This window comes from Azonexus sp. (assembly GCF_049652925.1).
Taxonomy (GTDB): Bacteria; Pseudomonadota; Gammaproteobacteria; order Burkholderiales; family Rhodocyclaceae; genus Azonexus.
In genome coordinates this window covers 25,360-51,659 of record NZ_JBASFI010000005.1, presented here as the reverse complement: position 1 = coordinate 51,659, position 26,300 = coordinate 25,360, and the positions used below count along the sequence as shown (strand labels likewise).

The window sequence follows — 26,300 nt, the reverse complement described above, 5'->3', positions numbered from 1 at the left end:
GAACCAAATGCCCACCCCATCAACCCATTGCACTGCCGGCGAATCCGCGGTCGTGCAGCCCAAAACCTATCTGAGGAAACACGACCAATGACCGATAACGAATACCGCGAGTTACCTCGCCACATCCGCGAGTACTTCAGCCTTATTCCTGACACCGAGTTCGATAAGCATTCCGACGTCCTCCACGCTCGCCAGAGCATTGAAGAAACCGAAGCACAGCACCAGGCAAACGTCGATCGCGTATCGACATATCGCCTGCGTCTTCAGGATATTGAAGCGCAGCGCGGACAGGCGCTGCAGGAAATTCGCAGCTTGACTGAAAAGCGCAGCCGGCAACTGGCCGATCTCCTGCTGCAGGGGCAGTCAGTTGATCTGAGTCCGGACAAGGATCTGCAAGCGCTGATCGAGCGACACCAGTTATTCGCTGATGCAGTCGATACGGCCAAACCTGCTATCGAGCAGCGCATTAAAGAGGCTGCCAGAGCGGTGAGCATGTCCGGCCCGAGCTGCACCTCGGCGGAAGAGCATCTACGCGGCGTGCTTGACCGCCTGAAGCTCGAAGAAGCCCATCGCAGGGCTGCTTAACAGGCTGAAAAAGCATGACAGATCGCACGCAAGCACTTGAAGGAGAACATCTGCCGGCGAGTGGTACCCCTCTCCCGGTCAGGCGACTCTACCCTTTGAAGACTTTGCGCGACGTTCGCCGCGAGATGTCTCGGGTCTATGGCGAGTGCCGGCGCGGGACTCTCAACGTAGCGGATGGCTCGAAACTGACATACATGCTCACCCAGGTGGGTAAGGTCATCGCTGATCACGAGCTCGAGGCTCGGATCGCAGCTCTGGAGTCTCGTCAGTGAGCCGCTACCTCGCACGCCTAGCCAAGCTGGAAGCAAGCCAGCCGCCACCCCCTGCGTTCGTCCAGAAGCGGGAGCCACTCGATTTCGCTGACATCGTTGCCGAGATCGAAGCCGAGACCGCACATGTGGCTGCGCTGCCACCGAAGCAGAAGATTGCCCATCACCTGCAGCACATCGCCGATCAACGGCGCGAAGCCGCATTGCCGCCGAAGGAGTTGCCACACCTGGTACCTGGCCTTGCCGAGCGGTTTCACGCCTGCGTAAAAAAGGACGTGAAGGAAGATTTCCCAACGCTTCGATACGAAATCCGGCGTTGTGAGCTCGAGCTTCTCAAGGATGCCGGCTTCGACACGCGAGACCTGCAGGCCAGGCACCAGAAGTTGCGGGAGCTGCCGTGGCATTGGCGCCATCTGGACGAGCCGCTTCCTGCCGATGCGCAGGCGCTCATCGACGACATTCTTTTCGACATGTAACCGAGGACAACATCATGATCACAAAATACAACCCGACTGCCGGTGAGCAGCAGATGCTTGGTGATTTCAATAACCGAATCAGCGACATCAATCGAGTGGCGCAGAACACCGGCCTGGCCATCCTGCCCGAGACGCCGTCCGTAGCTAGCGCCATGGCCGAAGGGCAGCGGAACCTCGATGCCGGGATGGGGCGCTCGAGCAACCCGGCGCAGACCACCCTTGATAGCATCGTCGGCAACAGCAACCTGAGCGGCCGGCAGAAAGCCCGCGCAGCGATGGGGCTTAACGACGGTACCGGAGCGCTCGACGTCAGCGGTATTCGCGGGCTCGGCGCCAACCGCCAAGCGGAGCTGGCTGTCGATCAGTTCAGAGCCGACGCCACCCGGCCGCGTGCCTTCGCTGAGGGCGGCAAACCAGGGGAGTCAGCTGACGAGCTGATCGCCCGCATCACGGCCAAGTATGGGGTCACCGGTAACGCAGCGCCGCCCGCCCCGGCCGCCGCAGCACCGGCGCCCCAACCCAAAGCGCAGCCGGAGCGTAAGCCGGGCAGCCTGCTGCAGCAGACGGTTGGCATCATCAACAACCGCAAGCAGCAGATTGAGCAAGCGGCGAGGGGGTTCGCCGGGGGCGGAGAACTCAGTGATGCTCAGCTGTCTGAAATATCGGTTGATGCAGCCAATCATCGGTCGCTCCTCCGGCACCGTCAAAAGCAGAATGCTGAAATCACTCAAAACGTTGCCCGGCTCGGCGGCAAAATCAAGGGTCCAGGCACCCCAACCTCCGACAGCATCCCGGCCAAGGTGCCCGAGTCTGGTGAGAGCATCCTGGTTTCGACCGATGAGCGGATCTTGTCCAAGAAGCAGGACGACCTGCTTCTGCGCATTGCCAAAGCGCTGGGCTTCGAGACTGTCGACCAGCTACTCGAGGCGGGCACTGGTGAGCCGGTTGGTCCGACCCTGAGGCAAGGCAAGGCAGCCGCTGCCACTGGCATGGCACCCACCGAGGAGACGCTCCACAACGGGCCATACACTGGCGATGGCGCCTCTCTGGTCAAGGATTTCAAGGGCTGGCAGTCAAACAAGATCGCCGAGACGAACGCGAAGATTGACCTCGCCACAGGCAAGACGCCGCAAGCCAGCTATAGCAACGAAGGCCGTTCTGTACCAACCGCGGTAACCACGCCCGATCAGCATCCCGTGACAGTTCCTGCCAGTCGTGCATCCACTGCACCAGCATCGTCTGCACGGGTGCCCGGCGCCAAGTTGATCAGCAATCTGCCGGATGGAGTGGCGGCTGTCGATAGCTCCGCCGCTGCCTTGATCGACCAGAAGAACAGCACCTACAACCCGGCCCGCCAGCTGGAGAACATGCAGCGCTTGCGCCTGACCTCCGATGCGACCGACCCGACAATCACCGATCCGAACGTTCGCAACCAGGCGGTGCAGGGCCTGGCCATCCTGAACGCTGGGCGAGCTGGGGCGGATGCAAGCGCCTTGGCGCAGGAGAACATCAATCAGGCTCGCACTGGTTCAGAGATGCGCAGCAAGCTACTCGATCCGAACACTCCGCCGGAAGAGCGTTCGCGGATGATTCAGACGCTGCAGGCGATCTCCGGCCATGCGGAAAAGCCGAGCACGATGCAGATCCACGACGTCGAGGAGCCAATCGATCCCAAGCAGCCATTGTTGGGCAATCGCAAAGTGCCCTATCTGGTTGATCCTCGCACCGGCCAGAACCGCCCGATGCTGCAGGGCACCCAGCCGCAAGCCCAGGATGCTACCTCGCAGGCTCGGGCGGCTATTGCTCGCGGCGCTGATCCAAAAGCCGTGAATGCGAGGCTCAAGCAGCTTGGCCTGCCGGAGATCAAATAATCATGGCTGCCTTATTCGAAGATCTCATACCGGCGGGGCAACAACAGCCGCCAGCTGGTGGCATGTTTGACGACATCCCAGTGGAGCCACGTTTCAAGCCTGGGGATCTCCTCAAGGGGCTAAAGCGGGGTGTTCAGCAAGTGCCAGGCAGCATGACTGGCCTTGTCGATATTCCGGGGGCGCTGCTCCTTGGCGACCGTTACGCCGATAAAGCGGCCGACATCATGGGTGATATGACCGGCTTCAAGCCCGGCAAGTGGGCCAAGGAAACTGAGCTGAGCCCAGGTGCGCAGGCAGCGCAGCAGGAGCTCGACGCAGCCTGGAAGAAGAGCGGAGCGGATCGCCTCGGCACAGCGCTTCTGACCAATCACGCCGATCTGCCGGCCGCTTGGGATCAGGCGAACTTGACCGAAGCGGGAAAGGCCATCATCCAGAATCCAGGTGCCTCGCTGATGAACGTCGTCGAGAGCGTGCCGAGCATGCTTGTCGGCGGGGCAATCGGCAAAGGCCTCAATGTTGCCGCGAAAATGGCACCTGTTTTGGCTGGTGCTGCAGGCGAGGGGCTCGTCACCGCTGGTCAGCAGATGGATCAGACCGACCCGACCGTTGATCCGCGCATGGCAGCCGCAACCTCGCTAGCGACTGGCGCCGGAACAGCCATGATCGCCGGAGTCGGCGGCAAAGTGGCCCAAAAGCTGGGGCTCGAGGACATCCAGACAGCCATGGCCGGTGGCCGAGCTGAGGCAGCCGGGCGTGGCGCCGCGGCACGTATTGGGGGCGGAGCTGCCTCTGAGGCAGGGCAAGAGGCGCTGCAGTCCGGCCAAGAGCAGGCCTGGCAGAATTTTGCCGAAGATAAACCGCTGGGTCAGGGCGTGATCCGCGGCGCGGTCGAAGGGGCCATCGCTGGTGCTGTCATGGGTGGCGGCGCCAATCTGCTCCCGTCTCGGCCCCCGCAGCCGGTCACTGTGCTTCGACAGGATGGACTGGGCGAGGTGGTGATCGACCCGCAAGCTGGCCCGATCTCGGCGGCAGCTGCGGACCATGTGGCGCGCACACAGACGACCGAAGACCTGTTCGGCGACCTGACCGTGGCCGCCCCTGTGGACAGTGCGCTCGATCCCATGGGTGGTGCACCAGAGACCGGCGACATGTTCGCCGATCTGATCCCATCTGAGCAGGCAGCACCATCAAGCCCCCTCCAGGAGTTCGCCAGCCAGGTGGAAGCTGTGGATCTGTCTGAGGCGCAACGTCTTGTTCAGCAGAGTCGAGACGCCGGGAGCGACCTCTTGGCCGTGATCGAGCATCCGGCTGGAGGTGGATTCATCGCCGCACCTCGGGAATGGCTGAACGCTGACCAGGTGCAGGCTACCCAGGGATTCCAGCCGGGCGCCTTGAGTGGCCGCATCCAGTATGTGCTCGATGCTTACGACGAGGCAGGGCACCCAGACAACGGGAAAATAATCCGTGCGGCTTTGAAGAGCCGTGCGCCAACTGAGCAGGCAGTCACCTTTTGGGAAAAGCAGCTCGAGCGGAATCAGCGGACCTGGCACAGCATCGCTGGCCAGGGGCAGCCGGTCGAGGCCAAGCTGAGGAACGCGGACGATCTCTGGCAGGGTGAGCGCGAGCAGACGACCCGGACATTTGTCCCCGCCGAAGTGACAGCTGCCGTGCTGGCCCGATCCAACATTTTGGTGCAGCAGCTGGCTGAGCGTGGCGTGCACCTCGATGAGGTCGATAGTCGTTTCCCGCCAGAGGTGACCGGCATCAAGGCGCAGGAATCTGGCCTCCGTGGCCTGTTCCTGCGTTACGCCAAGCAGTTGGAAGCGAAGGCAAAGGGGTACAAGCGCTACGACCCGGCAGCTCTGGCCAAGACCGAGGCCGAGCTGTTCAACGAAATTGGCTACCAACCGGCGATCGAGCCGGCTGCCAATCAACCCATTACCGCGACCACTCCAGCCGCCATCCAGGATTTCGGCGAGAAGGTTGGCGGTGCCCGCAAGGATATCGCTCAGCCGCTCGGCCCGAAGCCCAAGGCTGCCGCTCCAGCCGTCTCTGAGCCTGGCTGGCGCAAGCGCTTCACCGCAGTGCAGAACATGTTGCGCAGTGAGCCGAGCTGGAACCTGTTCGATACAAAGACCAGCAAGCCAGTTCGCGGTGCTGAGTTCAAGTCCGAGCAGGAGGCCAGGGACGCAATCCCGATGATCGCCGTCGCCCAGAAGCACCGCGTGACCAGCACCGGCGAGGGCTTCGAGATCATGCGTGACGTGACAGACAGGAAGCGTATCAAGGTGGTTGATCAGATATTCCCGACTCGTGATGCCGCCATGAAATATATGGCCGAGCATGCTGCCGAGATCATCGAGACCAAGACCAGCTTCCGAGAGGAGCTGTTCGCCAAACCGGAAAAGGTGATGCGCCAGGGATCTGAGCGCCGGACAGGCAAGGCCACGGCCGAGGACTTCACCAAGACCTTTGGCTTCCGTGGTGTCGAGTTCGGCCTGTGGAACAACCAGGATGAGCGCCAGGAGGTGATGAACCACGCCTACGACGGTCTGCTGGATCTCGCCGACGTTCTGGACGTGCCGCCCAAGGCGCTGAGCCTGAATGGCGATCTGGCTTTGGCGTTCGGCGCGCGTGGCCAAGGCTTGTCTGGTGCGGTTGCTCATTACGAGCGCAGCTACGGCGTGATCAATTTGACCAAGATGCAGGGCGCTGGCGCACTTGCTCACGAGTGGTTCCATGCGGCCGATCACTACTTTGGCCGGCAGGATGGCAAAGCGAAGAGCGTCAAGGAGCAGAACAAGCGCGGTGATCTGGTCTATCCGACCGACGGTCCAAGCGATTACGCCAGCCACGGGTTCCGCGTTCGCAACTCCGGTGTGCGCGAGGAGGTGCGAGCCAAATACCAGGTGTTGCTTCAGACGATGTTCACGAAGGCAGAGAAATACGTCGAGGACACCGCCAAGGCGGAAAAATTTGTCGGCAGCAGCAGGGACTCTCTGGTCCGCAGCCTGACCGGCATACGCAAGCAGTTGGAGAGCGTTCCGGATTGGGTAAAGCGCAACAACAAGCCGGCAACCGCCGAGCAGCTCGCCGAGTTCGACCGCCTGGCCGCTGACATCATCGACGGCAAAGCCTTCGAGCTTGAGGTCAGATCCACCGAGCCAAAACGTGGTCAGCGGTTCGGCAACATCCGCCTCTCGAATGACGTGCTTGATGCACTGAGCAACCTGTTCAAGTCCGTGCGCGGACGCAGTGGCATGAATGCCGAGAAGACCGGTGTTGTCGATGGTATCCGTAGCGACATGCGCCGCTACGCTGACCGGGTGAAGATGCTTGAGGATGCACGCAGCTCCAACGAGAAGATCAAGCAGGTGCCCACCAGTTATGCCATGGACGCCAAGCGGATCGACCAAGGCAGCGCGACCGACTACTGGACCACGGAGCACGAGATGGCTGCCCGGGCGTTTTCCGCCTATGTCGAGGACAAGATCAGCGAGCCGGGCGGTCGTTCAGACTTCCTGTCCTATGGCAGCAACAACAGCATGCCGGAGTATCGGATTTTCAATGTCCGGCCGTTCCCGGAGGGTGCGGAGCGAGCAGCTATCAACCAAGGCTTCGACCAGCTTTTCGAAACGCTGCAGACCCGCGAGACGGAGAAGGGCGTGCAGCTCTTCAACCAGGTGAGGGGGTCGGCATCGAGTTTCGATGGCCAGCTTTTTGGCGCCATCACATTCGGGGCGAGCCTCGACAACGTGTTGATCGCTATCAGCCAGCGCTCGGCAACGCCGTTCAATCGGGAGTTGGCTACCTTGCTGCTGGACCAGAAGCTCGAAACGACCATCAAGACCACAGCGCACGATGGGGAGCACGCCGGCGGCTACAACCCCAAGGCCAACTTGATCACGCTCATGCAGGAGGAAGAGGCCGAGGCAACGATTCTCCATGAACTGATGCACGCCGCGACCTACAAGGCTCTGTCGAATAAGTCGGTAGCCTCAGGTGCCATGCGCGCCCTCTTGCGAGAGGTTCGTGGCCATCTGGGCCTGGATAGCCATTACGGCCTGAGCACGATCCATGAGTTTGTTGCTGAAGCCTTCAGCAATCCGGAGTTTCAGTCTGCCCTAAAGTCGATCCAGGTAAAGCCGAGTGGCATCAAGGGGAAAATCAAGGATGCCTGGGGACGGTTCGTCAGCAATGTTCGGATGATCCTTGGCCTGTCGCGCGAGCAGGAGACGGCGCTGGGCAAGGCGCTCGAGCTCGGCGTCCGGTTGATGAGGGAGAACCAGAGCGCCCCTCTGCGTAACTACCTGGGCGAGATCGTCTTCAACCAGGGGAAGGCGGCAGCTGAAGATCGTCTCACTGCTCGTGACTGGATCAGCCACCAACTGGCCAATCAGCGGAGCTGGGCGCTTGGCGCGCTCACACGGGACCAACTGGCCGACATCTACGGCCAGCGAATGCCCGAGGTCAAAGAGTTCGACCGGGTCGTGCAGGCCATGGATCAGGCTCGCAATACCATCGCCGAGCAGGCCGATACGATTATCGAACGGTGGCGCAAGCTACCAATCAAGACTGCAGACACCCTCGCCGGGATCATGCACAGTGCCACCCTCGAGCAGTTCGATCCGGACATCAAGACCCGGGACGATGTTGCCACCCCTGAGCAGTCGATCCTACTGAAGGATTGGGCTGCCTTGCCGGATGAGGCCAAGCAGCTTTATCGCGACGTTCGCGACCAGTACGCGGGCACCCTGGCCAAGTTGCGCAACGGCCTGAGCAAGAGGGCAGAGCGCGCCGGCAGCGCTGGCCAGCGTATCGCCGCCGAGATCCGGCTGCAGTTCGACAAGTACTTGGCCGAAGGGCCTTACTTCCCTCTCGCCCGCTTCGGAGACTTTGTCCTGATCGCCGATAAGTTCGGGCAGCGCATCGTCGAGGCCTTCGAGAGCTCGGCCGCACGGGAGAAGCGTGCCCGTGGTCTGCGGGTACAAGGCTGGACGACCAAATTGACCGCCAAGAAGGGCTACTCAGCCGCCAAGGATGGACCGGCCGGTGAGTTCGTCGGTGACGTCCTGAAGCTGGTCGATGGCCTGGAGATTGAGGCCAAGGAGAAGGCCGGCCTGATGGACTCGCTCAACCAGCTGGCGATCAGCGCCCTGCCGGACCAGTCGTATCGCCGCCACTTCACCCATCGCAAGGGCACGGCTGGCTTCAGCCAGGACGCCATGCGCGCTTTCGCCAGCTCGATGCAACACGTTGGCCACCACGTTGCCCGGGTGCTCCATGGTGACGAGCTCACGCTGCTCCTGGATGGCATGAACAAACGTATTTCCGAGACCACCGGCGACGTCGATACCACCGTGCAGCAGCAGGTGGCCAACGAGCTGGCCAAGCGTCTGGATCTCATGATGAACCCGAACACTCACCCGGTGACGGCACTCGCCGGCCAGGTCGGTTTCGTAATGTCGCTGGGTGGCAGTGTTGCCTCTGGGCTAACTAACCTCAGCCAGACACCGCTGGTCACTTTCCCTTTCCTTGGGGCCAAGTTTGGCTTTGGCCATGCCTCGGCAGCGCTGACCAAAGCGAGCAAGGATTACTTCGGCGGGAAGTGGGACAAGTGGTCCGGCTTCGTGCTGAAAGACAACAAGGCACTGAGCGCGGACGAGCAGCGCGCGTTGCAGCAGCTCGAGGACGCCGGCCTGGTCAATCTGACTCAGGCACACGACTTGGCTGGCACAGCGAACACCGACAGCTCATCGAGCGCCAAGTCTTTCGCCATGAACCGCGCGATGAAGATCGTCGGCTGGACCTTCCATCTTCCCGAGGTATTCAATCGCCAAGTGTCGGCACTGGCTGCCTACCGCCTGGCGCGCGACAAAGGGCTGGGCCATGAAGCCGGTGTCGAGGTGGCGCGCCAGGCGTTGATCCGCAGCCACTTCGATTACTCCGCCTCAAATCGTTCGCGCTGGATGGCCGGCAACTTCACTCGCGTGGTGACCATGTTCAAGCAGTACAGCCAGAACATGACCTACCTGCTCTGGCGCAATGCCTACCAGTCGTTGAAGGGCGAATCCCCCGAGGTGAAACGCGAGGCCCGCCGGATGCTGCTCGGCCTGGCATCGATGCACTTCGCCGCGGCCGGTGCCCTGGGCATGCCGCTCGGCGTGTTCGGTATCTCACCGCTTCTTGGACTGTTGGCCATGGGTATGGGGAGCGAGGATGAGCCGTGGGACTGGCAAGTCGAGTTCCGCAACATGCTGGCCGATGTTTTCGGCAAGGCTGGTGGAGAGGCCATCGCCCACGGCCCTCTGCGGGCGCTCACCGGTGTCGACTTCGCATCACGTGTTGGCCTGGGCGATCTGTGGATCCGTGCGCCGCAGGCTGACAAAGAAGGGCGCGATGCTGTCGAGGCCTGGATGCTGACTTTGCTCGGGCCGGTTGCTGGCTACGCGGGCAATATCGGCACGGCTGCCAAGGCCTTCGATGAGGGCAAGGTCGGCCGGGGGCTTGAGGCCATGTTGCCCAAGTTCATCGCTGCGCCAATCAAGGCTGCTCGATATGAGACGGATGGCGTGAAGAGCTGGACTGGTGATGATCTTGGCGTGCCGCTTGATGGGGGCGATATCTTCGCCACGGCGATGGGCTTCCAGCCTGCTCAGCTGGCAGAGATGTACGAGGGCAGGGCGGCTATCAAGGGTAGGGAGGGCAAGCTGACAGCTAGGCGTGAGGAGATCGCCAATATGTTCGTGGCCGCAGCTCTGGCCGGTGATCAGGAGATGCAGGTCGAAGCGATGGGTGCGGCTCAGGCGTTCAGCTTGCGGAACCCGAGCATGGCGCTGACGGCGGATTCGCTACGTCGGAGCCTGCAGGCCAAGGTTCGGAGTCAGGCAATGATCAAAGACGGGGTGTATCTGAGCAAGAAGCGCCAGGATCTGCGGGCAGAGGGGCGGTTTGCGAATGTGGAATGAGAAAAGCCGGGGAGACCCGGCTTAGCCATCTATTTGCAGTCAGCAAAATCCCCATAGTGGAAGCACGTTTTCCCCCCTTTGCCGTATGAGAATGCGCTTCCTTCTGGCCGGTGGTAGGTATTTCCCTTGTTGTCGTACTCGAAGGATGAACCTGAGGGTTGCCTGAGTATCCCACCGTTGTTTGTGAAGGCTTCGCGCTGAACCTGTTGCTGTGGAGCGGCTTCCTCCGGCTGGGTGTACTGCCTCTCCCAAGGACCAGCTGGCTGTTGCTGGGGGTATCTGTTTGGAACCTCATGCTGTTGAACTGCTTGCTGCGGACGACCTGTAGTCGCCGCATCCAATGCTCGCTGTCTAACAAAGAAATTTGTTTGACGCTCAAGGTCCGCTCTAGCCCGAGCAGCATTTTGATTTTGCTCATAAACGCTCTGAGAACCAGACCCCGAAGAGGAAAGAGTCTTTTTGTCACCTGAGCACGGCTCAGACTGGACAACTCTGGATTTATTTGCCAATTGGCACACATAGGCGTCGGCCGATGCTACAGAAAATCCTACTAGGAAGACCGAGGCTGCGAGACCATTCCTGATGAACATCACAAAATCTCCAAAGTTAATCTGCATAAACTAACTGTAGTCTAGTATCGGGATAATTGAATTTTCATAATGCCATATTGCCATATTGCCATGTGCGGACGCCACAGCCACTGAGCTGATCGAACACTTCCAGCTGCTCTCTTGCCCAGCCTGGCTAGATCCTGGCAACCAGGACATCGAGGCGCTGAAGCTGATGCTTAGGCCGTGCAGCGCCGAAGGCATGACTGCCTATCCTGTCAGTTCTGCGATAAATAGTGGCAGAGTCGAGGGGCCAGAATGTGTTCAACATGTCGAAACGGGAGATGGGTCATGAGCTTGGATCGTAGGTCGGGGCTGGACCGACGGCGCCGGGACATCGGCCCACCTCGTGGCCAGGTCGAGCGTCGCCGAGGCAATCGCATAGGTGAGGGCGGGTATGACGATGATGCTGCGCTGAAGATTGCTATGAAGGCCGTTCAGCTTTACGCAGAGAGCCACCCCAGGCCCGGTCACGTCACCCAAGAGCAGGCCGCCGAGATGCTTGGTATCTCCCGGGCAACGGTCAGCCGAATGGTTAAGTTCGGAACGCTCAAGCTGAATAAGGTTGGCCGGATTCCAATGAGCGACATCGACAAGGCGCTGCTGGTAGATTGATGGGGCACCGATCCAGCCCGACGCGAGATCCCCGTTGATGTGTTGAATCTGGTTCGCGACGGCAACTAGCAAAAAGAAACGGCGACCCGAAAGTCGCCGTCCCTGCTCAGATTGGATTCTTTCAGGAGCCACCTGAGCAAGATCAGGATAGAAAAGCCCCTCCTGATATCAATCGCTTATTTGAGACGACTGCTCATCCATCGCATGGATCGCGGCCCTCAGTTTCTCGAACGCCGCGATTGCCGCTGCTTCGGATTCAAAATCCCCGATCAAGTCGTCGAACCACCCGTGCCCGTCAAAGTAGTCCGACTTCGAGCGATACGTCTCAGACCAAAGCGACTCATAGTGCGAGATCGGATGCTTCATGCGGATGCTGTCGCCATAAGTTCGCCCGCCAGGGAAATGGCCAACAACCTCAACACTATGAGTGCTCTTGTCGCGTGACATGAAATTCCAGGCGGTGGCGACCTCGCTCATTTCACACCACCCTTCAGCTTGGCTGGTGCGTCCGTCGGCCAGAGCAGATGGCCATTCGGGAGTTTGGTGGGGGTGATCCCGTAGTAGTGGCCGATCTTCTGGACTACTTTTCGGAGATGTTCGGCGGTGATGCCCATTTCGCGGGCGAATTGTGCGGTGGTCACGGTGGCGATCCTTCCATGGATAGGTTTAGGTATTCGCCGCCGCTTCCGCCGTGCTCCTCGGAACTATTTCGAGGCTTCCCCAGCCCCGGCTGCTTACCGGTGAAATCTCACGATAGACACCGGTAAAGCGCACTCTACAGCAGCCCCTCCTGCTCGCAGATAGTCGCTGCAATTTATGACGTTCTGCAATTTCAGATTAGACTGTGCCACCCTTGGACTTATCACCCTGAACGGTATGAAACTCGAAAAGATGGCTGTTAGCTGGCATGGCCTTCTACCTTGCCTGACGAAATTCGTTGAGCAGTGGCAGCCTCCAGCGCTTCGGGGCGAGACTAAATACCGAGATCATCTTCTCGAAACGTTACGAGCGTCGGTGCCAGGAGACGCCAAGGTCGAAAAAGAATATCGGCACCGTGGTACGACGATCGACGTCTGGCTCAAATGGCCAGGGCTTCTCCTAACTGACGAGATTGCCTTCGAACTCAAAGTCAATCTCAAGAAAAAGGCTGACTATGATCGTTTGGTTGGTCAAATCGAGGGTATGGAACCGGCCAAGAACAAGACTATCGTTGTCCTCATCGGTGACACTGACCAAGGTCTGTTTGGACGCCTAAAAGAACGCTACTCAAAATACATCCATAACGACCTAGGCCCCACGATGGCTATCGTGTGCGTCCCTAGGGTGGGCGTCTGATAGTAGGTGTTTTCAATGACTTTCGATCTACTCGATAAAAACACCGTCAACTCGATCGGTATAGTCTTCGCCACAGTTGGTGGGGGCCTCCTTTGGTACTTCATTGGAGAGGTCACAGAAGTAAACAAAAAGGGAATTCTGGCAGGCGAAGAGGTGACGCTGACGATTCCGGACAATACACCAGAGCTGAGGCGGCGCCTGCGTAGGCACCTCTGGTTATCCCGAATTGGCGTCTTCCTAACTGTGACCGGCGGAGGACTTCAAGGAGTCAGTATTTATATGCTCTAGCGGGTCGTGAGGTGACCCCAAGACTTGGCGATTGAATATCCACCAAGAACAATTGTGCAGCGAATTTACTTCTTCGCAGAGGCTTTTTTGTCTTCGGGGTTCGGGCTAAGAACAGGAGGCGAGGGTGATTTTTCAGCAGGAGACGCGTAGCTGCCTTCTGTCCCTTTTCCTATACGCTTTGCGGCTTCCATTGGGTTACAACCAAAGGCTGACAGTATCAACATACCAATGCCGCCTAGGATGGTGTAACCCAAGCCACCAACGATATGCCCTTTAATGTGCTTTCGATGCTCAGATTTTTCTTCTTCTTCGTGAACTCTTAGGCACTCGTCGAGCGACTCTCCGCAATTGATTATCCGATTGTAGAAAGTCTTAATCTCTTCAGCATCGCTTACGTACAAATTTAGTGTCTCGCCTACATTGCCGGCGACATCTTTTGCCGCGCGATGCGAGGCGATATTGCGGGTAAGGGTCTCAAGGCTGGTGCGCAGTTGCCAGTAATCAGGAATCACTTTTGTGATTACTGTCTGCGGGTAGTTTTTCAGAATCTCGACGATTTTTTCGCGCAAGGAAAGAACGGTTCCATCCAAGGCGTCAAATGCGGCCCGGTAAACGTGGCCAATTGCCTTATCAAGATTCTTAAAGCAGTAGTTCTGCTCGCCAGCTCCCGCCGGAACAGTGTCACCGAGTCGAGCGGCAACCACGCGCATAAGGTGATCTAGCGCGTCTCTTAGTTCTTTAATTACCTGGATGTTTGACCTAGCGCTCGGGTCAATTTCTTCAGAGTAAAGAATCAGGAGCTTGGCTTGAGTGTAAAGCTCCGCCAGCTTCTTTAGTTGCTCTAGGTCAGCTTGATCAAAAGACTTTATTGTTGTTGTCGTTGTTTCTGACATGCACATGAGTTCAAGGGAGTCTTAATTCTTGAACTCGACTAATTCGCGCTTTCATTTCTGATGCTGTATAGAAATGGCCAGAATTAATGCGTACTGAGCCGCGATTGCGGTCAGCATACAAGCCAAGGACAAGGCCCCGGTCAGCATCGTGTTCAGGGGTTAGGTCAAGGAACTCTTTGTCCAGCACTTCTGCAAAAGACGATATGCCAAGTGCCTTAAAAACGGCCCTCTTGGTGACGTCAGATAACATAGTTGCCATGATTTCCCTCAAATATTTTGCTGTATAAATGCCGCGTTCATTTGTCCGCGATCTAAGCAAGAGCGTGATTATGCACTAAAAAATAGCCGTCATCAATTCGGGAACCAGTTTCTACGGGATGATATTGATCTTGCTGTAGGCATCTGTCAATACACTAGGTGCCTCTTTAGAAGGCGTTGGCAACCGCTTGATTCGCTGGTTAAATAGCCCGAACCCGATCCAACGCATCGCGCGTCTGACCGTGTAGCAAATGCCCGTAATGCTTCCCGATCATCTCAGGGCTTGTCCCGCAGAGCTGGGAGACGATGCCGATGCTCAACCCGGCAACGAGCATTTCTGAGATCGCTGTATGGCGCAGGGTGTAGAGCACATGGTCCTCCGTTAGGCCTGCCGCATCGGCAGCTTCACGGAAGCACAATTTCCAGCTGTCCTTGTTCCAGGGTACGTTCCATTCGGTTAGGAAGACGTGTGCGCTGCCGATTTTGTCCTTGCACTGCTCGGTAAAAAACTTCTTGGCTGTCGAGCTCAGTGTGACTACACGCCGTCCTGTCTTCCCCGTTAGGCCTAGCGTGCCGTGTGCCTTGTCGAAGTCGGATGCCTTGACTCTCGCCAGTTCCCCTGGCCGGGTACCGGTCAGAAGGAGGCCGCGGACGAAGGGTTCAAATTCTTTGCTGGACTTGGTCAGCAGGGCTTGGCGCTGCTCGGTCGAAAGGATGGATTCGCGACGCCGGCCGACATCCTGGAATTGCTGAACGGCTGCCCACGCGAAATCAGAGACTACCAAGCCATCGCGACGTGCCTGGTTGAGTGCTGCCTTCAGCGTGCGCAGATTCCGGTTTGCTGAATCCTTGGAGCGGCGAATGGTTTCGGCTTCGTCGTCATCATCTTCTTCGGGTTCGACCACCTGGTCATTAAGCCAGTCGCGCACAATCTTTGGTGTTAGCTTGTTGAGTCGTGTCCGCCCGATGGTGGCGTCATCGACCAAGCGCCTAAATCTACCCTTGGCCTCATCGCTCGATTTCTTTCCCTTGCGATTCAATAGATCCGTGACGTAGTTCTTGCAGGCGCCTGCGACGGTCTCGTCAGTCTTCGTGACGCCCATTGCCAGCTGGTCGCGCCAGCGATTGGCCTCCTTCGCGGCGTCATCGAATTGCTCGAATGATCCAAGAGCATTGTATTTTTGCCTGCCATCGTCAGCTCGCAGTCTGGCAATCCATGTTCCTTTCCCAGACTCGAAGACTCGATACCCAAGGAAGAATCCGGTAGCGAGACGTTGCCAGTGGGGCTCACGGCGCGGGGATAAGTTGCTGCGAGAGGTCTTGGACTTCAGATCGATTGACATATTTTTTCCGTACGGAATCTGTACGGAAATACTACAGCGAACAAACCTGAATTACAACGGATTAACTATTCAATAAAATCAGTTGCTTGGTTGTGTTTTGTGGACGTTGCCGAACAACAAAAAACACACAAACCGGCCCTCCGAAGGCAGGGGTCACTGATTCGAATTCAGTCGGGCGCACCAAAATATCAACGGGTTAGGTGATCGTCACCTAACCCGTTTTCATTTTGTGACCATACTGTGACTATTCTGAGACCAGTATGTGACTGCGCTCGCAATGAACAGTCCAGTCATTTTGCAAAATGACTACTGCCTGCCGTGGCTTGCTAACTGCAGTCTACGACTAGCTAGCGCTTTCCGTTGAGCTTGTAATGTTCTCATCGGGAACATATTCCGCTAGCTGCTCAATTCGACATCCAAAGTACGCACACAATTTATTTAGATGATCAGTCAGCGTGCCGTAGCCCCGCTGATTGACCATTTTGGAAAGGGTCACGCGGCTAATGCCAGTGGCTTCGGCGAGCTCAAGGAGGGTGACACGACGCCCTTCTTTAAACTGCTTATCAGCAAGTAGTTCTTGTATGCGGTAGCGAATCATTGTTTGTCTAGTTTAACAGAAGAAAAAATAGACTTGCATTGGTACGACTTGGTTGTTAAACTAGATTTACATTGATGCAAGTAGGCGCATCAATGTTTGTCTATACAACTAAGGAGCATTGACCATGTCACAAACCTATCTCACTACCGACGAGCTTTCCTCTCGGATTAAGTACGACTCCCGCACCATTCGTGAGCGCCTGAAAGACAGCGTTTTGCTCGAAGGCGTGCATTACATCCGTCCATTCGGTGGTCGCAAGATTCTCTTTATTTGGGAAAAGATCGAAGAGGACATGGGGTGTGCAAATCCCCAGGCATTCGCAATCCCGATGGCAAATGGAGGCGTCTGCCATGGCTAGCATCCAACTCCGAAAAGAGACGGGAACTCTGATCATAGATTTTTACTTCCAAGGTCAACGCTGCCGCGAACAGACTGCACTTACCGATACCCCGGCCAATCGAAAGCGTCTCAGCAAAGTATTAAGCAAGATCGAGGAGGAAATCAGTATTGGCACTTTCAACTACCGCCAGTTCTTTCCTTCAAGCAAGAATGCTGTGAAGTTCGATCAGGCGCTCCCGGACGTTGCACTGACGGCTATTGCCCAGGCGGTTTCGGGGGCGACAGCCGCCAAACCTACGCCCCTCTTCAAGGATTTTGCCGACATCTGGTATGGGGAGAAAGAGATCGAGTGGCGTGGGTCGCACAAGAAAACCGTACGTGACGACATCGACAAACGCCTGGTTCCCCAGTTTGGGGAAAAGGCGGTCGGCAGTATCACCAAGGCTGACATCCTTGCATTCCGTGCAGACCTCGCCAAAGCTCAAGCACGGGGCAAGAAACAAACGTTGTCCAACCCACGGATCAATAAAATATTGAATCCGCTGCGGCAAATCCTCTGCGAAGCCGCCGACCGCTTTGATTTTCGCACGCCGTTTCAGAACATCAAACAACTCAAGGTGAAACGGACTGATGTCGATCCCTTCTCTCTGGAGGAGGTCAAAAAGATCATCGATACCGTCCGTGTCGACTTCAAACAGTATTTCACCGTGCGTTTCTTTACGGGCATGCGCACCGGAGAAGTACATGGCCTGAAATGGAAGTATGTCGACTTCGATCGGCGCCTTCTGACGGTGCGGGAAACCATTGTCGATGGCGAGGAAGGGGAAACCAAGAACGACTCCTCGCAGCGCGATATTCAGATGTCCCAAATGGTCTTTGATGCCTTGAAGATCCAGGAAGCCGGAACGCGCCAAATTTCCGACTATGTGTTCTGCAACAGCGAAGGTAAGCCACTCGATTACAAGAACGTCACCAACCGAGTCTGGCGGCCCCTACTGCGCCATCTTGGCCTGAAAATTCGGCGTCCCTACCAGTGCCGCCATACCGCCGCCACGCTGTGGCTGGGGGCGGGGGAGAACCCCGAGTGGATAGCCCGGCAGTTGGGGCACACCACCACCGAGATGCTGTTCCGCGTCTATTCGCGCTACGTCCCGAATCTCACCCGGCGTGATGGTTCTGCCTTTGAACGCATGCTGACGGCGTCACTGGGTGATGGCCAGGCACAAATTGTCCTTGATCCCGTTTCGGAAGGAGTTTGAATCATGACCGCATCTATCCCTCTATCTCCGGCTGTCGGTCAATCTCCGAATTCGGTCGCTACCTACTATCGCCTGACTAGCATTACTCGGCTTCCCGGCAAAGGCGGCCGGGGCGTCACCAACATTGCAACGCTCTATCACGAACAGGGTGCCCGCGAGGTAACGTGGCAGTCGGCGCAAGTTGATTGTCGCCTCAAGCGGGGTTGCTACGTTGCCGTGCGCGGCCTCGAGCATCCAGCCAGTAAGGGCGATGCTTGTCGGATCCAGCGCCTCGATTTGCTCGATAAGCCTTTACCTACGGTCAACCCGTTCGATACGGTGCCTGCCAATTGGGTTCGTGATCGAATTCTAGTGAAGCACGCCAGTCAATTGTGGTGCCAACTTTCTCGACCCATGCAGCATCTGGTAACTGCTGTGCTTTGGGATGGAAGCCGCTTTGAACGGTTTGTAACTGGGCCCGCTGCATTGAGTTGTTACCAACCTGTGCGTAACGCCAATCTTCGACATACCGTTGAAACGGCAGAACACGCGCTTAGTCTGGCTAATGGTCTGGCTGATGTTTCGACATCCGTTCTGATCGCCGCTGCCCTGTTGCACGATGCCGGCAAGGCTGATGATTTTCGGCTAAACCCGGTTCGTGACGGCTATGCGTATTCCGAGCGGGGCCAGTTGGTCGGGGCTCGTCACACGGTTCTCGAATGGCTGGCTGTCGCTCGGGCTAGGGCCGGGGTGATTGTGCCGGAGGGACAATATCTAGCCTTGGTTCATGCGCTGACGGCGTCACGTGGTGCTGCTTGGCTGGGCATCCGGGAGCCGCAGATTATCGAAGCGATGATCCTGGCCGTGGCGGATCGGGCCTGCAGTGAAACTGCGTGGCCGCCGCATCTCAGCTCAGTACGCCGCGAGCTTGTCCATACGGGAGGTGGGCGATGAGTCGAACACCATTTATGAGGCGCTGTCGGGAAGAATGGCAGCGACTAAATCCGAGGTTTGTTCGGTCTGATGCCTCACTGGCTAAGGTGTTTTGGGATGCATGTCGTGAGGGGGTCTATGGATTCTTTGCCCCATTGCGCCTGATTTGGTGGTTGCTCCTATCCGCTTGGAAATAGCCCGGTTCGGGCAGTGAGCAGTGTCGGTGGGCTGGGTTGATATAGCGCAAAGGGCAGGGGTTGGGGCATTGCTAAACTTTCTGGATGCCTAAATCCTTGCCCTCATCCTCTCCGGAATTGAACCGGTTGCGTGCTGCTGCCACCCTGATTCCCTTCATTGAATCTGGGCTGGCTGACTCAAAGTTGTCTGCGGAAAAGGCTGCGTTGATGGCTTCTTTCTGCGAGTGGGCGGCTGATACCTCGCCGAGTGATCCGGAGGAGATCAAGCTGTCTCAAACAATTTGCCAAGGCTTGGATAGTTTGAAAGTGCGCTTCGCTGTACCGGCCTGATTTCGATCCCTTTGGCAGAGTACAAGGGCATAGCAGGGGTGAAGTAATAAACTGCAATTTTGCGATGACCGAATGTCGCCCGAGGCTGGCGCTGGCATATTGAACTGCTTCAGTCAGCTACAAATCCTCTGCGGACATTCGTAAAAGTGCAGGTTGAGCAGATCAGCATTAACGCCGGCTAAGCAAATGCCCCTGACTGCATTTTCTCAAGAAGGCCAGCAACCAGGCTTCTGCCTTCTTTTGTGCTCATATAGCTATTTGGGGTAGCGGCGTTCAATGCGGGGTTGGGCGTAGACAACCATCTTTTTAGCCAGGCACTCGCGTTGAAACTCTCGGCGTCTCCAGATTCCTGGATTATTTTCTCAATCAATCGCAGAAGGTCTGCCTCAGCTTGGGCGCGATTACTGTGTTTTTTCGCCAATTTCCCCTCCACGCGCTGAACAATAAGCTCAGAGCCTACCACCTTCGTTTAACACTCGCCCTCCCTTAAGTCTGGAGTTCGGCCGAAGCGGTCATCCAGCAGCTTTTCGCTCTATGGCTGCGTTGCGCTACAAAGCAGACGCAATATTGTCTAAAAAAGGCTGGCTGATACTGTTTTCAGTTACATCACACCAATCCTCCGGAAGTGATTTACTACATTCCCGGATCTGAACGCCGTTGCGATAACTCGACAGTCGTGTCCGGAACCGTCTCGAACAAAGGGATCCCCCCCCCGCTGCATCAGTAGGCTAACGGCTTCAGGTGAGTCGTTCTCGACCGCCAACATAAGTGGCGTTCGCCCAGCAGCGGGATAGCTGTGGCTTGCGTTAGGGTTGGCTCCGTGCGCCAAGAGGTACTTCGCGATCTCAAGCTGCTTCTCGACGGTATGCCTGCCAATGAAATCATCGACGATCCAATCGACAACTTTATTGAAAATCTCGCGTCCAGCAGGGTTCCGCATCGCCTCGAACACAGCTCCCTTGTTCCCGAAAACACCAGCTATTCCGACACCGTACCGGCGCAATGTCTCGCGTAGTACCAAGTCGTTATCGGATGAGATACGTTTGGAAAGCGTATTCCGAAGGGAACTGGCTGCTCGTAATCCACCCATATTTCGGATGCAAAGATACAGCGGGGTTTGATCATCAACGTGCCCGCGCATGTTTGCGTCCGCTCCCATGGACAGGAGCTTAAAGACGATAGCGGGTTCGCCATAGTCGATCGCGCGGATCAACGGCGTTAGCCGCTTTCTTTTAGTTGGCTGATTCAGAGTCCCCTTGCTGTGCGGGTAGTTCAACAGCACGTCGAGCACCTGACGGTCGTTGCTATCCGAAGCTCTCTGAATAGCACTCAGCAACGCTGAACCATCAGAATCGTCCAAGACGCCAACGGATGCGCCTTTTTCAAGAAGCGTCTTAACGACATCAACGCCGCCAAGCGTCGTGTAGAGCGACAACTGGCTCCAGCGTCGAACTTGGTTGTCGAACGTACGAACGGTAACAACCTGGTCTGGCTTACGGTAGTTCGGCTGCCGGTTTGCCAAAGATTCGTGGTCGTACGCCAGGAAGGGTAATGCTCCAATGTTATCGTCAGGCTGCTCGACCTCAACAAAGCGTCCTTGCCGGGGGAACAGATGGTGAAACTGTTTTCGTAGTTCTTCGATCTCCCAGTCTTCAACAACGTCGTCGTTTATCCCGGGTTGGGCCATCAGCCCCAAGGCAATTGCTCGATGCTTCAGTTGTTTAAGAAACGGTTTTGCATTGCCTAGATAGCCTGAAAGCGCCAAGGCCTCGGCGACAATCTGCTTCCAAGTGTCACCCGCTCTGTAATCTGAATGGGCGACAGCCAGCTGATAGCTCTTAAGCGCTTCCTCGTATTCACCGGAAAGTACGTGCCAGCGCGCTCGGTACCATTCGAGGGCATAGCTGACAAGCCCTTCTGGATCGTGCGTTTTGAGTTGCTGAGCAAAGTCGGCAAGCGCACTCTCTGCCTCCGTACGGCCCCCCTCTGTCTTCGGCTCGGTTCGATCGAGGCTACACATAAGTCTTCCGTACGGATCCAACAATGCTTCACGTTTTTTGCCTGCCTGGAACGCAGCCTGCGACAGGATTCCACCGACGTCCCATTCCCGATGCTCCTGGCTGATATGCCAGATCAAGATTTGCCTGAGATGTAAGGGATTGGCTTTCCGCTCAAACCATGTCAAAGCGCGTGCGAGGAGCAGCCACTTGAGAAGCCCAGAGGCTTTCGTTTTCTGTTCGTCACTTCCATTCTTCGCCAATTCGTCGACAAAGAGCTTGAGGCTCACCAGATCAGGTAGCTGGGTACCGTCCGCCCAACGAGTGACCTTTTCCCGATTGTCGAGCGCTATATCAGAGGATTCAAAAAAGGCTGCCTTAGCAAGCGAGTGGCTACCGCCGGGGTCAGCCCAGTTGAAAACAACTTCCAACGGGTAGTTTTCGGGATCTAGGAACGAGAACGGGTCAGGTGCGTCGTCTGTCCAGATGCTTTCAAAAAATCCAACAGCGTGAGTAGCGAAGTAATGCTCGATAAGGATCGGTAGGGCCTCGTCCCGGCTCATGCTGTCCAGGGAAATGCTTGAAACAATTCTCAGGTAGCTGGCGTGGACGTGCTGGATGAACTGATCCAGATTGTTGATGAACGCTTCGTCTCCGACGTAACGACGTAAAGGGGTAAGGATGAGATCCTCGCGTAATTCCGACAGCAGATACCAGTCAAAGTCTCCCTCTCTCGCTAAGCGTTCTACATCTCGGTTCTTGGACTTGATGTCGAGCGCTTGCGCCAGCGCGTTGTAGATTTCGCCCAGACGGGGGTACGGTGGCGTAGGTATTTTGGGTTTGGTACTCATCAGACTAACTGTTCCAGCTTACGAATATCGCGTTGAAAGTTTCGTAGAGCTCGGTGATCACTTGGGGTGCAGGGCACGGGGATTCGTCGTCCAGTGGGCGAGGTGAGTTTCCCATGCCTCCCCCCACGACAGAACTGCCAGCCTTGTCTGACCAGTGATCGAATGAACTCTGCAAAGTCTTTATTGTTGCAGTATCTCATCGTCACTACCTGCCTTAAGTGGCCCGGGCTGGTTGTATAAGCCCGGGCCACTCTGGTTACGGCTTCTTGGGTGCGCTTTGGTTTGCTGCTGCCCGTTGGGCGCGTGCGGCAAAGCCGCCAGCAGATACTTGGCCGTTGCCAGTGCGAGCTTCCGCAGATTGAATGCGGGTGGCGGCACTCGGGGTCATCGGGGTACGAGCATTGGATGCGAACTTCTTAGACATGATTCGAATCTCCAGTTGAGTTGCCACGTCGGCAACGGAGCGAATCGTAGATGTCGGGTTTCTGATGGTCTTCCGCGTAGTGCGTCAAAGTTTTCGAAAAAATGCCCAAGGCCAGTGAGGTGCCCACCATAAACAGTGCCATGGGGAATTTAGTAATGACGTTCGAAGTTTGAAGAAACAGGGAGTCAACATACGACAAAGATACCAGCTGGATGTCTGGGTGCCTGTAGGGTTATGCGTCGTGCGGCAAACCAAGAGCTGCGTACTCCTTGTCTATCTCGGGCAAGCTCAGATAGTGGTTAACCCACTTGTTTGGGGAGCGCAGGTATTGGACATAAATGATAGGTTTGCTTGCAGTGCTTCGTGAGCCACTGAAATCGACTAACTGAATTTCCTGGCAGTAGGGCTCCCGGCGCACGATCTCTGCCGCTTTACTCAAGTATGCCGCGTATTGCTTCTGCTCAGGCTTTAGGTAGTCTGGCAAGATAGCGCCGTCATTTATCGGCGCGAGGTTCTCTCTGAACTTTTTAGCTGATGCGTAGGCGTCTGGAATGGCTATGGCCTTTAGCGCATAGGATGCTTGGGGACTAATGACTTGCTGATAGGTGACGCCGCGTCCCGCGACTGTCTCCATAACAGCCATTCTTGTGGATTCGGGGCATCGTAAGCCGAAATAGACCACTTTCACAGCTCTGTAATCGTACTCATGTAGTCCGGGCGGCTGGGTTATAACACGCACTTCCTCTTCATATGCCCACGGCTTAGACTTCGTCCCCAGCATCTTCCGAAGAACCCCTACTGGGGAATCAGCAAAGAGCAGATCACTTGATACAAGGTTTGGCGCTGCGTTGCTGTACTGAACGTCTAGTAGATAATGCACATTGGGCTCAAAGGCAACCAGCTTCTGTGTATCGTATCCAATGCAGAAGCCGCGATGCGAACCGCCATAGTGAGCCCAGATGAGTTCTTCCAGCGGGTTGTAGCTAAGGGAAAACACGCCGCTCTTATCAACAAACTCCAGAACACCATTCGCGGCCTGCGACACGTTGTCCAGCGATTTCGAAGTGCTTGGTGCAGCTCCGGAGGCGATCATCTTGAGCAGCGAGAATTGAGCATCCAGGGATACTCGATCGAAGCGGCCTTCAAAAGGATCATTCAGCGCATGGCGCTCTGCCGCATAGAAGGTTGCATCGCGTAGGGACTCCAAGTCCCGAGGTAGGGTGCTGGAATCACCGCTGCGGTACTTGTAGGCCAGGCGACCAATGGGGCGTGTATTCACGACTTATAACGAATTGAATTGGGGCACACCCCGTTACCGGCGAAACCAAGCAGCTTCCTATTGTACGGACACAGCTCATGCAATTTCCACTCCGTTGGGGGGCTGCTTTGGAAAAATTCGCTGAATAACCCTTTCTGACCGGCAGTGCCAGTTTAAGCATCCCTCCGATAAACGGGCGTTGAGGTTCGGCGGCTCGACGAATGTCAGCATTCGGGCATGCAACGTAGAGGCAGTCACCGGCCAACAGCCGCCGGTCAGTACCCACCTGGATGACATTTGCGTGGATTGCGCCAGTACAATGGCAAGCCGTCTGGTTCAATTGCTTGCTCACATGCCACATTCCTCCCCATCGCCTGACTACGACTATTTCAAAGAAACTCCACTTTGGATGATTGTTCTACTCCTAGTGGTCAGCCTGTTTGCCATTCTCCCAGTCGCAAACCTGATCGCAATTGGATACCAAAATTTGAAGATTGGTGTTTCGGGTAATCTCAGTCTCACAGAACTCGGGCAGTTCGGAGACTTCTTTGGCGGTCATACATCAGCATTTGCGGGTTCGTTGTCGCTTGTTGTTGTTCTATTCTTCACTTTTCATCAGGCAAAGCAGCAACGTGTCTTTTTTCTCAGTCAGAAAGCCGACACATCAAAAAGCGGGGACCGTCAATTTTTTTTGGAAGGCATTAACCTCATCACGCAGTGGGACATCAAGTCACCGGGCTGTGACCAGTGCATGCGTTTGCTTGATTATTACGGTCGCGTAGCACTGCAATCCGAAGACCGGGAGTTGCTATTGCTCCTCAATACAGTCATCACCTCGAAGATTAGAGAAAACCTCGAAGGGAAAAACGGTAGCTTCAAGGTAACGAACTACCCATACGCTTGTGAAGCTGTCGAAAGAATTCGACCGCTGAGAGAAGCAGATGCCAGGGCACAGAAGGCTTCCAAGAAATCAGAGGGTACCTCTTCATAACCTATCCACCCCCTGGGATAACCCAGGGGGTAGGTCCTCGACCGTCACCTTCCATTGATGGGGAAGGTATAGGAGTTGCCCAGTTGTCGTCGAATGACGAGTGATTTTGAATTCTCTAGCAATTGCCCCCCCTCGCGCAAGCCTATCCGATCATTCCACTGCGCGAACCATACGCCGCGCGAGAGCCAACAACGCTACTGCACTGAACATCCGTTTCTACATCTACAAAGTGGCAACTTCAGCATTGGGTTGGTTGCCGTCTAACTCTGCAGATTAAAGCAGACATTCGTCGCCGAATTGGCTCCAAAGACTGCTGACCGACAGATACCGGCCGCTCAAGTAGCACCGACTGAATGACCGAAAAGGCCGATATCCGGCCTCATGCCAACGACAACAGGCAGCACCTCGGCCTTATGTGGAGCTCCACATAAGGCCGAACAGCTGACTGTGCGTATTCGTGCCGAGTGACTGCTCCACTCAGACACCTAGCATTGGCCCGTTGAAGGATTCAGCGGCAAAACGGGCACTGAGTACGCATTCGCTGGAAGGGTAAGCTGCCGTTCGCCTCGGTTCAGGGCTCCACGGCAGCTAAGCGACCGATTGCTGCCTGATTCTGAGCATTCGGCCAATGGCCTCACTTGCCCTCACCGATGAAGTCCGATACGAGTTTTGCAAAACGTGCGGCGTGTTCTATTTGTGTCCAATGACCACATTGTCCATAAACGTGTAGCTGGGAGCGTTTGATCAACGAGGCGAGCGTGATTGAGTTTGACAAGGGAACTACCGCATCCTCCCGGCCATGTATCACCAAGGTTTCATGAGGTAACTTACAAATGTCCTCTTCGGAACTCGCCATGGCATTCACCCACTGTTGGCGAGGCGCTGGAAACATCGTAGAGAACGATTCTTGAAAACCAGGCTGAATACTCGCTTCATAGCGAAGGCGTGCGAGTTCATCATTAACTAAGTTACGATCCCACGCGAAAATATCCAGCAGTGTGCGCATGTTTGCAATAGAGGGGGTGTAGCCCCAAACAGCGTCGAGGCCAGGGGTTAGATCAAACTTGACCCCTGCGCTGCCCATTAGCACAAGGCGGCGAACACGCTCTGGGTGGCGTATGGTAAGTGCTAAAGCCAATGCTCCTCCAAATGAATTGCCGACAAGGTCTGTGCTTTCAATTCCTAGGGTGTCTAGCAAACCAAGAGCTTGGTTTACCCATGCATCCATGTTGTACACTTGCCCCACTGGACGATCGGAAAAGCCAAAACCCACCATGTCAGGCGCGATTACACGCGATAGCTTAGCGAGCTCCGGCATGACGAGTCGCCAATTTGCCCAAGCCGAGACGCCAGGGCCGGAACCGTGGATCATTAGCAGAGGGAAGCCCTCGCCAATATCGTGGTAGTTTGTTCGGATGCCATTTGCGATAGCGCTGTTTGCTATTTCTGGACTCGTTTTATTCATGATTAATTCTCGTTCTAAAATATTTTGATCGGAGTGTTATTTAGGAATTGTTGCTTGTTTTCTTGGTGATAGGTTAATGTTTATTTTGTCAAAATGGTTGCTTGAATTAATACAAATCGCTGTGTCCGGTTTTTAAATAGCGATCAATTCGTTTTTAAATAGAGAGAGGA

23 protein-coding genes are annotated in these 26,300 nt (G+C 56.2%); 12 read left to right on the top strand and 11 right to left on the bottom strand.

What is annotated here, in order from left to right:
• Positions 1–87 precede the first annotated feature (87 nt).
• From WBK19_RS01835 to WBK19_RS01815, 5 genes are all read left to right on the top strand, one after another.
• Positions 88–585: a hypothetical protein gene (locus tag WBK19_RS01835; protein ID WP_511286399.1), complete on the top strand. Its 498-nt coding sequence runs from the start codon at positions 88–90 to the stop codon at positions 583–585.
• Positions 586–853: 268 nt separating this feature from the next.
• Positions 854–1,330, top strand: coding sequence for a hypothetical protein (locus WBK19_RS01830; protein ID WP_511286397.1), 477 nt, complete (start codon positions 854–856; stop codon positions 1,328–1,330).
• Between the two features lie 14 nt (positions 1,331–1,344).
• Positions 1,345–3,201, top strand: a complete 1,857-nt coding sequence (locus tag WBK19_RS01825) for a hypothetical protein (RefSeq protein WP_511286395.1) — start codon at positions 1,345–1,347, stop codon at positions 3,199–3,201.
• A 2-nt stretch (positions 3,202–3,203) separates the two neighbouring features.
• Entirely contained in the window at positions 3,204–10,169 is a 6,966-nt protein-coding gene (locus WBK19_RS01820) for a PLxRFG domain-containing protein (RefSeq protein WP_511286393.1), read from the top strand.
• 899 nt (positions 10,170–11,068) lie between these two features.
• Positions 11,069–11,392, top strand: a complete 324-nt coding sequence (locus WBK19_RS01815) for a helix-turn-helix domain-containing protein (RefSeq protein ID WP_511286391.1) — start codon at positions 11,069–11,071, stop codon at positions 11,390–11,392.
• A gap of 168 nt (positions 11,393–11,560) precedes the next feature.
• Here WBK19_RS01815 and WBK19_RS01810 read toward each other — a convergent pair whose 3' ends face one another.
• Positions 11,561–11,869 (bottom strand): hypothetical protein, encoded by a 309-nt coding sequence (locus WBK19_RS01810; RefSeq protein ID WP_511286389.1) that lies wholly within the window; start codon positions 11,867–11,869, stop codon positions 11,561–11,563.
• The gene (locus WBK19_RS01805; protein ID WP_511286387.1) at positions 11,866–12,033 is read right to left on the bottom strand and encodes a DNA-binding protein; all 168 of its coding nucleotides are present in this window, start codon (positions 12,031–12,033) and stop codon (positions 11,866–11,868) included. The genes WBK19_RS01810 and WBK19_RS01805 overlap by 4 nt, the downstream gene beginning before the upstream one ends.
• A 235-nt stretch (positions 12,034–12,268) precedes the next feature.
• Between WBK19_RS01805 and WBK19_RS01800 the strand changes: the two genes are divergently transcribed.
• Both WBK19_RS01800 and WBK19_RS01795 read left to right on the top strand, forming a co-directional pair.
• Positions 12,269–12,727, top strand: coding sequence for a hypothetical protein (locus WBK19_RS01800; protein WP_511286385.1), 459 nt, complete (start codon positions 12,269–12,271; stop codon positions 12,725–12,727).
• Between the two features lie 15 nt (positions 12,728–12,742).
• Positions 12,743–13,015: a hypothetical protein gene (locus WBK19_RS01795; protein ID WP_511286383.1), complete on the top strand. Its 273-nt coding sequence runs from the start codon at positions 12,743–12,745 to the stop codon at positions 13,013–13,015.
• 65 nt (positions 13,016–13,080) lie between these two features.
• Here WBK19_RS01795 and WBK19_RS01790 read toward each other — a convergent pair whose 3' ends face one another.
• From WBK19_RS01790 to WBK19_RS01775, 4 genes are all read right to left on the bottom strand, one after another.
• Positions 13,081–13,908 (bottom strand): hypothetical protein, encoded by an 828-nt coding sequence (locus WBK19_RS01790; protein WP_511286381.1) that lies wholly within the window; start codon positions 13,906–13,908, stop codon positions 13,081–13,083.
• Between the two features lie 10 nt (positions 13,909–13,918).
• The gene (locus tag WBK19_RS01785) at positions 13,919–14,167 is read right to left on the bottom strand and encodes a hypothetical protein (protein WP_511286380.1); all 249 of its coding nucleotides are present in this window, start codon (positions 14,165–14,167) and stop codon (positions 13,919–13,921) included.
• Between the two features lie 199 nt (positions 14,168–14,366).
• Positions 14,367–15,509 carry a tyrosine-type recombinase/integrase gene (locus tag WBK19_RS01780; protein ID WP_511286378.1) on the bottom strand — a complete coding sequence of 381 codons (1,143 nt, stop codon included), beginning with the start codon at positions 15,507–15,509 and terminating at the stop codon, positions 14,367–14,369.
• A 343-nt stretch (positions 15,510–15,852) separates the two neighbouring features.
• Positions 15,853–16,107 carry a helix-turn-helix domain-containing protein gene (locus tag WBK19_RS01775; RefSeq protein ID WP_511286376.1) on the bottom strand — a complete coding sequence of 85 codons (255 nt, stop codon included), beginning with the start codon at positions 16,105–16,107 and terminating at the stop codon, positions 15,853–15,855.
• Between the two features lie 124 nt (positions 16,108–16,231).
• On the opposite strand from WBK19_RS01775, the gene WBK19_RS01770 reads away from it, so the two are divergent.
• From WBK19_RS01770 to WBK19_RS01755, 4 genes are all read left to right on the top strand, one after another.
• A complete protein-coding gene (locus tag WBK19_RS01770) occupies positions 16,232–16,465 on the top strand; it encodes a hypothetical protein (RefSeq protein ID WP_511286374.1) in 234 nt (77 codons plus the stop codon).
• Complete coding sequence (locus tag WBK19_RS01765; protein WP_511286372.1) at positions 16,458–17,705, top strand: Arm DNA-binding domain-containing protein; 1,248 nt, start codon at positions 16,458–16,460, stop codon at positions 17,703–17,705. Before WBK19_RS01770 ends, WBK19_RS01765 begins: the two co-directional genes overlap by 8 nt.
• Positions 17,706–17,708: 3 nt before the next feature.
• Positions 17,709–18,638: an HD domain-containing protein gene (locus WBK19_RS01760; protein WP_511286370.1), complete on the top strand. Its 930-nt coding sequence runs from the start codon at positions 17,709–17,711 to the stop codon at positions 18,636–18,638.
• 302 nt (positions 18,639–18,940) lie between these two features.
• Positions 18,941–19,144 (top strand): hypothetical protein, encoded by a 204-nt coding sequence (locus tag WBK19_RS01755; protein WP_511286368.1) that lies wholly within the window; start codon positions 18,941–18,943, stop codon positions 19,142–19,144.
• 178 nt (positions 19,145–19,322) lie between these two features.
• Here the strand turns inward: WBK19_RS01755 and WBK19_RS01750 are convergent, their stop codons facing one another.
• The 4 genes from WBK19_RS01750 to WBK19_RS01735 all read right to left on the bottom strand — a co-directional run bounded on the left by WBK19_RS01750 (position 19,323) and on the right by WBK19_RS01735 (position 23,695).
• Positions 19,323–19,577: an antitoxin Xre/MbcA/ParS toxin-binding domain-containing protein gene (locus WBK19_RS01750; RefSeq protein ID WP_511286366.1), complete on the bottom strand. Its 255-nt coding sequence runs from the start codon at positions 19,575–19,577 to the stop codon at positions 19,323–19,325.
• A 168-nt stretch (positions 19,578–19,745) separates the two neighbouring features.
• Entirely contained in the window at positions 19,746–21,992 is a 2,247-nt protein-coding gene (locus tag WBK19_RS01745; RefSeq protein ID WP_511286364.1) for an ankyrin repeat domain-containing protein, read from the bottom strand.
• Between the two features lie 256 nt (positions 21,993–22,248).
• On the bottom strand, positions 22,249–22,380 hold the full coding sequence (locus tag WBK19_RS01740) for a hypothetical protein (protein ID WP_511286719.1): 132 nt from the start codon (positions 22,378–22,380) through the stop codon (positions 22,249–22,251).
• Between the two features lie 268 nt (positions 22,381–22,648).
• Positions 22,649–23,695: a DUF2971 domain-containing protein gene (locus WBK19_RS01735; protein WP_511286362.1), complete on the bottom strand. Its 1,047-nt coding sequence runs from the start codon at positions 23,693–23,695 to the stop codon at positions 22,649–22,651.
• A 298-nt stretch (positions 23,696–23,993) separates the two neighbouring features.
• On the opposite strand from WBK19_RS01735, the gene WBK19_RS01730 reads away from it, so the two are divergent.
• Positions 23,994–24,665 carry a hypothetical protein gene (locus tag WBK19_RS01730; RefSeq protein ID WP_511286360.1) on the top strand — a complete coding sequence of 224 codons (672 nt, stop codon included), beginning with the start codon at positions 23,994–23,996 and terminating at the stop codon, positions 24,663–24,665.
• Positions 24,666–25,299: 634 nt separating this feature from the next.
• On the opposite strand, the gene WBK19_RS01725 is transcribed toward WBK19_RS01730, so the two are convergent.
• Complete coding sequence (locus WBK19_RS01725; protein ID WP_511286358.1) at positions 25,300–26,130, bottom strand: alpha/beta fold hydrolase; 831 nt, start codon at positions 26,128–26,130, stop codon at positions 25,300–25,302.
• Between the last annotated feature and the right edge of the window lie 170 nt (positions 26,131–26,300).